This is a genomic window from Arthrobacter sp. P1_A5 (assembly GCF_056406825.1).
In genome coordinates, this window is sequence record NZ_JBFTZL010000359.1 from 1 (window position 1) to 1197 (window position 1197).

General features: G+C 67.8%; 2 protein-coding genes. Both read left to right on the forward strand.

Going from position 1 to position 1197, the window contains the following annotated elements:
* Window positions 1-316, forward strand: a 316-nt coding sequence (locus AC1D1S_RS21275; protein ID WP_476995462.1) for a WYL domain-containing protein, incomplete at its 5' end; no start/stop codon positions are given.
* Window positions 313-1197, forward strand: an 885-nt coding sequence (locus AC1D1S_RS21280) for a helicase-associated domain-containing protein (protein WP_476995463.1), incomplete at its 3' end; no start/stop codon positions are given. The genes AC1D1S_RS21275 and AC1D1S_RS21280, both read left to right, overlap by 4 nt.

The window sequence follows — 1197 nt, forward strand, 5'->3', positions numbered from 1 at the left end:
CATCGAGGCCCAACTGGCCGTGCTCCGCGCCAACGGGTCCCGGGCGCCGGGCTCCGGCGCCCACCCGCCGGCGGCACCGGGCAGCGAGGAAGCGACCCAGCTGGGCCTCGAGACCCTGCTGAAGGCGATCCGCCTCAGGCAGCGGGTCATCATGAACGTCGTGGACAGCATGGGGAATGCCACCCGCGAGACGGTTGTTCCGGTAGCTGTGAATGGCGGGCGGGTGCGGGTGTTCGATCCGGACAAGGAGATCGAGCGGGTCCTGTCCATCCACCGCATTATCGACGTAGAAGCTACAGAGGAATTGTTCCAGTGAATGACGGGCCCCTGATCGTCCAGAGTGACAAGACCATCCTGCTGGAGGTCGACCACGAACTCGCAACGGAGGCCCGGCACGCCATCGCGGCGTTCGCCGAGCTGGAACGGGCCCCGGAGCATGTGCACAGCTACCGGCTGACGCCACTGGGGCTCTGGAACGCCCGGGCGGCCGGGCTGGACGCCGAAAAAGTGCTGGACACCCTGCTCACGTATTCCCGTTTCCCCGTGCCCCACTCCCTGCTGATCGACGTCGAAGAGACCATGTCCCGGTACGGCCGGCTCCGGCTGGAGAAGGACCCGCAGCACGGCCTGGTCATGCGCACCTCCGACTACCCGGTGCTCGAGGAAGTCAGCCGCGCCAAGAAGATCGCCCCGCTGCTCGGGCCACGGATCGACGGCGAGACGGTGGTGGTGCATTCCTCCCAGCGCGGCCAGCTCAAGCAGCTGCTGCTCAAGCTTGGCTGGCCGGCCGAGGACCTGGCCGGCTACGTGGACGGCACCCCGCACCCCATCATGCTCAACGAATCGGGATGGAAGCTGCGGCCCTACCAGCAACTGGCCGCGGAGAACTTCTGGGCCGGCGGCAGCGGCGTCGTCGTCCTTCCCTGCGGCGCCGGCAAGACGCTGGTCGGGGCGGCCGCCATGGCCACCAGCTCCACCACCACACTGATCCTGGTGACCAACACCGTCGCCGCGCGGCAGTGGAAGGACGAGCTCCTCAAACGCACGTCGCTGACCGAGGAGGAGATCGGCGAGTACTCCGGCTCCGTCAAGGAAGTCCGGCCGGTCACGATCGCCACCTACCAGGTCCTGACCACGAAGCGCGGCGGGCTGTACCCGCACCTGGAGCTCGTGGACGGCAACGACTGGGGCTTGATC